The sequence below is a fragment of the Streptomyces sp. NPDC058401 genome (assembly GCF_042722885.1).
Lineage (GTDB): Bacteria > Actinomycetota > Actinomycetes > Streptomycetales > Streptomycetaceae > Streptomyces.
This window is the reverse complement of sequence record NZ_JBHXKA010000219.1, coordinates 1-7,917: the sequence shown is the minus strand read 5'-3', so window position 1 is coordinate 7,917 and position 7,917 is coordinate 1. Positions and strand designations below refer to the sequence as shown.

Below are 7,917 nucleotides of genomic sequence, written 5' to 3'. Positions count from 1 at the left end.
GGGGGGACCCTGTGGGAGAGTAGGACGCCGCCGAACAATCATTGTAGAAAGCCCCGTACCGGGAAACCGGTACGGGGCTTTTCTGCGTTTACGGGCAAAAATCACTGGCCGGTGATCATGCGGCGGTGGAACCCTGGTCGGCATGGACGCAGACCCCGTCGAGCAGGCGCGACGCATCGCCCGCCAACGTTTTCCCGATGCCCTTGCCGTGGTTCTGGCCGGCTCCTCGGCTGCGGGGCGGGCGAAGTCCACGAGCGATCTGGACATCGCGGTGCTCATCGAGGACGGCGGCGAGACCTACCGGGAGACGCTGCGGTGCGAAGGGCGAGTGGTGGAGCTCTTCGTTCACACGCGGGCCGGGCTGGCGGAGCTCTTCGCCGCGGACGTCGCCACGCGGCGTGCCGTACTGCAGGCCATGTACGCGAGCGGTCTCGTGCTGGTCGACCGGGACGGGGAGGCGGGACGGGCCCGGGCCTCGGCCGAGGCGGCCCTGCGGCTCGGGCCGCCGGCGTTGGAGGCGGATGCCGTGGAGACCAAGCGGTACGGGCTGACGGACGCGCTGGACGATCTGGGGGACGCGGAGGACCCCCTGGAGCGGGTGGCCGTCGCCGGGGTGGTGCTGGCCGGGGCGGCCGAGCTGCTCTTCGACCATCACCGGGCGTGGAGCGGCGGCGGGAAGTGGCTGCCCCGCCGGCTGCGGGAGGCGGACCCGGGGCTCGGGCAGGACCTGCTCGACGGTCACCTGGGCGTGTGCGCGACCGGAGACCCGGCGAGGTTGGCAGCGGCTGCCCGGGAGGTGCTGGACCTCGTCGGCGGGCCGCTGCGCGAGGGCTATCGCAGGACCTGGCGGGGCGTCATCGAGTCGGTCGCGACGGCTCCCGGGAAGCGGGCCGGGTGAGGGCAGGATCTTTGGATGTCCTGCGGATGCCCGGCATGGGGTCCGGATGGATTGGCACCGACGGCTCGTAGGGTTGTCGCATGGGCTACGACCTCGTCATCTTCGACAACGACGGCGTGCTGGTGGACAGTGAGCCGCTCGCCAACAGCATCCTCGCCGGGTACCTGACCGAGCTGGGCCACCCGACCTCGTACGAGGAGTCGCTCCGCGACTACATGGGCGCCGCGGTCCACCGGATCCACGACCTGGTGCGGGAACGGACCGGGCAGGCACTGCCGGCCGACTTCGACAGCACGCTGCACGCGCGTACCTTCGCGGCCTTCGAGCGGGAGCTCAAGCCCGTGCCCGGGGTGGGCGAGGTGCTGGCGGCTCTGGTCGAGAGCGGGACCGCGTACTGCCTCGCGTCCTCCGGGAGCCACGAGCGGATCCGCGTCGGGCACCGGGCGGCCGGGCTCGACGAGTGGTTCGAGGAGGAGTGGATCTTCAGCTCGGAGGACGTGGGCAAGGGCAAGCCGGCCCCGGACCTGTTCCTGCACGCCGCGGACCAGATGGGGGTGGCACCCGCCAAGTGCGTGGTCATCGAGGACAGCCCGCTGGGCGTCCAGGCCGCGCTGGCCGCGGGGATGGACGTGTTCGGGTACACCGCCATGGTGCCCGCCGACCGGCTGCCCGGCGCCACCGCGTACTTCGGGGACATGAAGCAGCTGGGCGGGTTGCTGGGGCTGGCGGAAGGCTTCGGTTCCGAGACCGGTTACACCGGCTACAGCGGTGGGTTCTCGCACTGACCCAATCGATATGTGATCGCTCTACCCACCGGTAGGACCGGCGCCTACGCTGAGCCGCCATGACAGCAGACGTGCGGCTGCGCCGCGGGCGCGGGGCGTTGGGGTTCAGTTTCTTCGTGCAGGGCGTGGCTTTCGCCCTGCTCGTGACGCGGATCCCCGCCATTCAGGACCGGTACGGGATATCCGACGCACTGCTGCCCGTGTTCCTGGCCGCCGTGCCGATCCTCGCCGGTGTGTCCAGCGTGGTCACCGAGCACCTGGTGAAGCGGGTCGCGCCCAGCACCGTACTGCGGTGGGCGCAGCCCCTCGTGCTGCTCGCACTGCTGGGGGTCGGCGCCGGCAGCGAGATGTGGCACGTGGCCCTGGCGCTCGGGGCCTTCGGGCTGTTCGTGGGGGCGCTCGACGCCTCCATGAACATGCTCGGGGTGAGCCTGCAGGGCGCCTACGGGCGCAGCATCATGCTCGGCTTCCACGCCTCGTACAGCCTCGGCGGGATCCTGGGTGCCTCCGCCGCGTGGGCGGGGGCGCACTGGCACCTCTCGCTGTTCAGTTCCTATCTGCCCGCCGTGGTGGTGCTGCTGCCGCTCGCGCTGATCGCCAGCCGGTTCTACGTGGACCAGGACGCCAAGACCGCCGTGGCCGGCGCCGCCAAGGGGCTCGGACCGGGCGGGTTCAAGCTGCTGCTGCCGCTGTGCCTGGTGATGGCGTGCGCGTACATCGGGGACTCGACGGTCTCGAACTGGAGCGCCAAGTACCTCCAGGACGTGCTCGGCAGCTCCGAGCAGCTCGCCACCGTTCCGTACAACGTCTACATGGTGACCACCCTGCTCGGGCGGGCCGTCGGGGACCTCGGGGTGCGGCGCTTCGGGGCCGTGGCCGTCGTACGGATGGGGACGGTCGTCGCGGCGGGCGGGTTCGCCGTGGTCGCGGTGGCGCCCGGGGCGTGGGTGGGCATGCTCGGCTTCACCCTGCTGGGGTTCGGGCTGTGCGTGATCGTGCCGCAGACCTTCGCCGCGGCGGGCCGGCTGTTCCCGGACTCCTCCGACACGGCCATCGCGCGGCTCAACATCTTCAACTACGTCGGATTCCTCATCGGGGCACCGCTCGTCGGCGGGATCGGCGACGCCTGGAGCTACCGGGGGGCGATGCTCGTGCCGATGGTGCTGGTCCTCGTCACTCTTTTCTATGCCCGCTCGTTCGCTCCGGAGCCCGCCCGATACGGTGTCCGGCATGAGCGGCGAACCGGTGACCGGGCTGTTGATGTGGGACGAGGCGGTAACGAAGTATGACTTCGGGCCGGGCCATCCGATGGACCCGGTGCGCCTGGAGCTGACCATGGGCCTGGTACGGGCCTTCGGGCTCGACCGGGAGCTGGAAGTACGGGCGGGCCGGCCGGCCGGTGACTCGACGCTGCGGCTGGTCCACCGCGAGGACTACGTGGCGGCCGTGCACGAGGTGTCGGCCGACCCCGGGGTCGCGGACGGTTCGTACGGACTGGGGACGGCGGACGATCCGGCGTTCCACGGGATGCACGAGGCGTCCGCGCTGATCGCCGGGCAGTCGGTTGCGGCGGCCGAGGCGATCTGGCGCGGGGAGACCGCGCACGCCGTGAACTTCGCCGGCGGGCTGCACCACGCGATGCCCGGTGGGGCGGCGGGTTTCTGCATCTACAACGACGCGGCGCTGGCGATCGCGCGGCTGCTGGAGCTGGGGGCCGAGCGGGTCGCGTACGTGGACGTGGACGTGCACCACGGGGACGGGGTCCAGGCGGCGTTCTGGGACGACCCGCGGGTGCTGACCATCTCCCTGCACGAGCATCCGCGGACGCTGTTCCCGCAGACGGGCTGGCCGGAGGAGACGGGCGGGCCGGCGGCGGAGGGGTCGGCGGTGAACATCGCGCTGCCCGCCGGGACCGGGGACGAGGGGTGGCTGCGGGCCTTCCACTCGGTGGTGCCGGAGCTGTTGGAGGACTTCCGGCCGCAGGTGCTGGTGACGCAGCACGGGGCCGATACGCACTTCGAGGACCCGCTGGCGCATCTGGCGGTGTCGCTGGACGCGCAGCGGGCGGTGATGGAGGCGTGTCACGAGCTGGCGCATGCGTGTGGGGCGGACGGGCGGTGGCTGTCGCTCGGTGGCGGCGGGTATGCCGTGGTCGACGTCGTGCCGCGGTCGTGGACGCATCTGGTGGCGATCGCCGGACATCGGCCCATCGGTCCCGAGACGGCTGTGCCGGGGTCTTGGCGGGATGCGGTGTATGCGCGGACGGGGGTGGTGGCGCCCGGGCGGATGACCGACGGGCGGGAGCCGGGGTGGCGGGACTGGGAGGGTGGTTACGACCCTGCCGATCGGATCGACCAGGCCGTACTGGCCACCCGGCGGGCCGTGTTCCCGCTGCGCGGGCTGCTGGCCTGAGCCCCAGCCCTGCGGGGCCGTCCCCTACCCGCCCTTCCACCGTTCCCTGGGGCTCCGCCCCAGAGCCCGCGCCTCAAACGCCGGCGGGGCTGGATCTGTTGGGCCAACGGGTGGGGGATTGGCCGGAACTGGTGAGGCGTCAGGGTAGGTGCGGGAGCATCGGGAGGGTGTTGAGCACCGGCGCGTTGCGTGCGCATCTGCTGGCCGCCCGCCTGGCCGGGCCCGTCGCGACCTCTCGGGAGGAAAGCCTGCGCAGTTACCGGCTGTTCGCGGCGCGGGACCCGCGGGTGCTGCTGGGACTGGATCCCGCGTGGGGGTGGGGCGAGGGTGACCTGCTGCGGCTGATGGCACAGAAGTGCGGGGTCTCGGCGGATCCCGCGCACGTCAGCGGGCCGGACGTGATCGATCCGGAGCTGACGGTGGCGGGGCTGGAGGCCTTCGCGGAGAGGCTGCGGGCGGTGGCGGCGGCCCGGGCGCCGGTGCTGTTCGGGACCGGTCACCCGCACCGGCTCCTGGACTTCTACGCCACCTTGGCCGGGGCCCTGTCGGCGGCGGGATGTGAAGTCCTCACTCCGGCGCGGGGGGTACCCGTCGACATGCAGACCCGGTTCGGCGTACGCACGCACCGCATCGATTACGTACGAGGGGTCGCACTGGTGCGGGAAGACGGCGCGCGGCCGGACGGGAGTGACACCGGCGCACACTCCCATTCGCCGCTGCCGGTTCGGATCGCCCTCGGGGCGCTGGCGGAGGCCGGCGGGCCGTTGCCGGAGCTGGTGGTGGGGGACCACGGGTGGGTCTGCGGCGCAGGTCAGCTGGGTGTGGAGGCGATCGGGCTGGCCGATACCGATGATCCCGCGCTGTTCGTGGGGGAAGCCGAGGGGCAGGTGTCGGTGGCGGTTCCACTTGATGACGCGGTGCGCGCGGACTACTACCGACCGCTTACTCGCTATGTGCTCAACCGGGCGAGTCTGCCGGGTCCGCAGGAGTGGACGTAGCTCCTCTTCCCCACTCGTATCACACGCCCCTACTCTGGTGAGTGAGCGTGCGACGACGGGGCGTAACCGGAGGGGAAGCCGGTGCCCGTCATGCGCGGAAGGTCAAGGTGTGTCATGGCTGCTGGCGAGAGGCCTCTCAGTGAGGTTCAGTTCCTGACCGTGGCGGAGGTCGCCTCGGTGATGCGAGTGTCAAAGATGACCGTGTACCGCTTGGTACACAACGGTCATCTGCCCGCAATCCGGGTGGGCCGGTCCTTCCGGGTCCCGGAAAACGCGGTGCACGAGTACCTCCGCGAGTCCTTCGTGGGGGTGGAATCGGCCTGAGGGCGAGGGCCGGGAGCGCGCGGTTACCCCTCGGGGGCACTCGGATTACAAGCTCAGAGCTCGGGCGGGTAGGCTAGGCCGACGTAGGTCGTGTGGGCCCCGACGCCCCGCACCGAATAAAGAGAAGTGAGCGAGGGTAGTCGTGGGCTCTGTTATCAAGAAGCGGCGCAAGCGGATGGCTAAGAAGAAGCACCGCAAGCTGCTCAAGCGCACCCGCGTCCAGCGCCGTAACAAGAAGTAAACGGCAGCTGTACGTGTTTACCGCAGCCCCTCCACCATTCTGGTGGAGGGGCTGCGGTGCAGCCGGGGGACTTCTTCGAGGGAGGCGCTGAGCTCGTGGGGAAGGTCGTGCTGGTCACCGGGGCTGCCCGGCAGCTGGGAGGCCGCTTCGTGCGGCGGATCCAGCGGGACCCCGAGGTCGAGCGGGTGATCGCGGTCGACGCGGTGACCCCGCCGCACCGGCTCGGCTCGGCCGAGTTCGTCCGTGCGGACATCAGGCAGTCGGCGATCGCCCGGGTGCTGGCCGAGAACGCCGTCGACACGGTGGTCCATCTCGCGGTCACCGGGGGCGCGGCGACGGGCGCGGGCTCCGTCTCGTACAGCACCGTCAAAGAGACCAACGTCATCGGGACGATGCAGCTCTTGGGAGCCTGCCAGAAGTCCCCGACGGTACGGCGGCTCGTGGTGAAGTCCAGTACCAGTGTGTACGGGGGCACCTCGCGGGATCCGGCCGTCTTCACCGAGACCACGCAGCCGAAGTCGCTGCCGACCGCCGGCTTCGCCAAGGACGCCACCGAGGTCGAGGGGTACGTACGCGGCTTCGCGCGCAGGCGGCCCGACGTCGCGGTGTGCGTGCTGCGGTTCGCCAACATCCTCGGGCCCTTCGCCGACTCGGCGCTCGCCGAGTACTTCTCGATGCCGCTGATCCCGACCGTGCTGGGCTACGACCCGCGGTTGCAGTTCGTGCACGAGGACGACGTACTGGACGTGCTGCGGCTGGCCTCGCAGACCAGCGGGCCCGGCGGGCTCAGCGGGACCTTCAACATCGCGGGCGACGGGGTGCTGCTGCTGTCGCAGTGCGCGCGGCGGCTGGGACGGCCGACGGTACCGCTGCTGCTGCCCGCGGTGACCTGGGTGGGTGCGGCGCTGCGGGCGGTCGGGGCGACGGAGTTCTCGCCCGAGCAGATAAGGCTCCTCACGCACGGGCGGGTCGTGGAGACCGCGCAGATGCGGGAGGTGCTGGGATTCGAGCCGATGTATACGACCGCCGAGACCTTCGCCGACTTCACGCGGAGCCGCGGCGGCGGGCTGCTGCCGCCGGACCGGGTGGCGCGGGCCGTGGACCGGGTGGCCGGGGTGCTGGACGTGGACATGGATGGAGCGCAGCGATAGTGGCGGACGCCAAGGTCATTCCCTTCGACGAGGACCGGCCGCGACGGCGGTCCTCGCCCGCCCGGCGGGTCCGGGTCGCGCCGGAGGCGCCGCTCGCGCCCGTCGCGGAGCCGGTGGTGCCGGAGCCGGTGGTCGAAGCCGTACCCGAGCCGGCGGGCGACGCCTGGGACCGGCGGATCGCCGGCGGGCTGGCGTTCCTGCGGCGCCGGATCACCGGGGAGTACGAGGTCGACGACTTCGGCTACGACAAGGAGCTGACGGACCAGGTCCTGATGTCCCTGATGCGGCCGCTGTACGACAAGTACTTCCGGGTCGAGGTCAAGGGCATCGAGAACATCCCGAAGGAGGGCGGCGCGCTGATCGTGGCGAACCACTCCGGGACGTTGCCGCTGGACGGTCTGATGCTCCAGGTCGCCGTGCACGACCAGCATCCGGCGCAGCGGCACCTGCGGCTGCTGGCGGCGGACCTGGTGTTCATGCTCCCCGTGGTGAACGAGCTCGCGCGGAAGGCCGGGCACACCCTGGCGTGCGCGGAGGACGCGCAGCGGCTGCTGGAGGCCGGGGAGCTGGTGGGCGTGATGCCCGAGGGCTTCAAGGGGATAGGGAAGCCGTTCGGGGACCGGTACAAGCTCCAGCGGTTCGGGCGGGGCGGGTTCGTGTCGACGGCGCTGCGCGCGGGGACGCCGATCGTGCCCTGCTCGATCGTGGGGGCGGAGGAGATCTACCCCATGATCGGGAACTCGAAGACGCTGGCGCGGCTGCTGGGGATCCCGTACTTCCCGATCACGCCGACGTTCCCGCTGCTGGGGCCGCTGGGGGCGGTGCCGCTGCCGACGAAGTGGACGATCCAGTTCGGGGAGCCGATCCCGACGGACGGGTACGCGGCGGAGGCCGCCGAGGATCCGATGCTGATGTTCAACCTGACGGATCAGGTGCGGGAGCAGATCCAGCACACGCTGTACAAGCTGCTGGTGCAGCGGAGGTCCGTCTTCTTCTGATGAGCGGGCACGTGATGAGCGGGCACGCCGCAAACGCCGGCGGGGGGGGATTTACAGCCCCCCCGGCGGTTGGTGTAAGTCGGCGGCCTCCGCCATGATGCCCAGGCCGG

Annotated in this window: 9 protein-coding genes; all 9 read left to right on the top strand. The window is 71.1% G+C overall.

The window, feature by feature from the left end; translation table 11 throughout:
* Nucleotides 1-142: 142 nt before the first annotated feature.
* On the top strand, nt 143-898 hold the full coding sequence (locus tag ACFWNV_RS38355) for a nucleotidyltransferase domain-containing protein (protein WP_383956558.1): 756 nt from the start codon (nt 143-145) through the stop codon (nt 896-898).
* Between the two features lie 80 nt (nt 899-978).
* The gene (locus ACFWNV_RS38350) at nt 979-1,683 is read left to right on the top strand and encodes an HAD family hydrolase (protein WP_383956554.1); all 705 of its coding nucleotides are present in this window, start codon (nt 979-981) and stop codon (nt 1,681-1,683) included.
* Between the two features lie 59 nt (nt 1,684-1,742).
* A complete protein-coding gene (locus tag ACFWNV_RS38345; protein WP_383956551.1) occupies nt 1,743-2,972 on the top strand; it encodes an MFS transporter in 1,230 nt (409 codons plus the stop codon).
* Nucleotides 2,944-4,095 (top strand): acetoin utilization protein AcuC, encoded by a 1,152-nt coding sequence (locus tag ACFWNV_RS38340; protein ID WP_383956561.1) that lies wholly within the window; start codon nt 2,944-2,946, stop codon nt 4,093-4,095. Before ACFWNV_RS38345 ends, ACFWNV_RS38340 begins: the two co-directional genes overlap by 29 nt.
* A gap of 167 nt (nt 4,096-4,262) precedes the next feature.
* The gene (locus ACFWNV_RS38335) at nt 4,263-5,093 is read left to right on the top strand and encodes a phosphatase (RefSeq protein WP_383956548.1); all 831 of its coding nucleotides are present in this window, start codon (nt 4,263-4,265) and stop codon (nt 5,091-5,093) included.
* A 114-nt stretch (nt 5,094-5,207) separates the two neighbouring features.
* The gene (locus ACFWNV_RS38330) at nt 5,208-5,417 is read left to right on the top strand and encodes a helix-turn-helix domain-containing protein (RefSeq protein ID WP_162688852.1); all 210 of its coding nucleotides are present in this window, start codon (nt 5,208-5,210) and stop codon (nt 5,415-5,417) included.
* A 142-nt stretch (nt 5,418-5,559) separates the two neighbouring features.
* A complete protein-coding gene (locus tag ACFWNV_RS38325) occupies nt 5,560-5,658 on the top strand; it encodes a 30S ribosomal protein bS22 (RefSeq protein ID WP_003948845.1) in 99 nt (32 codons plus the stop codon).
* A gap of 95 nt (nt 5,659-5,753) precedes the next feature.
* A complete protein-coding gene (locus tag ACFWNV_RS38320; RefSeq protein WP_383956545.1) occupies nt 5,754-6,809 on the top strand; it encodes an NAD-dependent epimerase/dehydratase family protein in 1,056 nt (351 codons plus the stop codon).
* The gene (locus ACFWNV_RS38315) at nt 6,809-7,807 is read left to right on the top strand and encodes a lysophospholipid acyltransferase family protein (RefSeq protein ID WP_383956542.1); all 999 of its coding nucleotides are present in this window, start codon (nt 6,809-6,811) and stop codon (nt 7,805-7,807) included. Before ACFWNV_RS38320 ends, ACFWNV_RS38315 begins: the two co-directional genes overlap by 1 nt.
* The last annotated feature ends 110 nt before the right edge of the window (nt 7,808-7,917 follow it).

Excerpts from the sequence above, each read along its gene's own strand:
- ACFWNV_RS38330 (WP_162688852.1), top strand. The coding sequence starts at position 5,208 with ATGGCTGCTGGCGAGAGGCCTCTCAGTGAGGTTCAGTTCCTGACCGTG.
- ACFWNV_RS38340 (WP_383956561.1), top strand. The coding sequence starts at position 2,944 with ATGTGGGACGAGGCGGTAACGAAGTATGACTTCGGGCCGGGCCATCCG.
- ACFWNV_RS38345 (WP_383956551.1), top strand. The coding sequence starts at position 1,743 with ATGACAGCAGACGTGCGGCTGCGCCGCGGGCGCGGGGCGTTGGGGTTC.
- ACFWNV_RS38350 (WP_383956554.1), top strand. The coding sequence starts at position 979 with ATGGGCTACGACCTCGTCATCTTCGACAACGACGGCGTGCTGGTGGAC.
- ACFWNV_RS38355 (WP_383956558.1), top strand. The coding sequence starts at position 143 with ATGGACGCAGACCCCGTCGAGCAGGCGCGACGCATCGCCCGCCAACGT.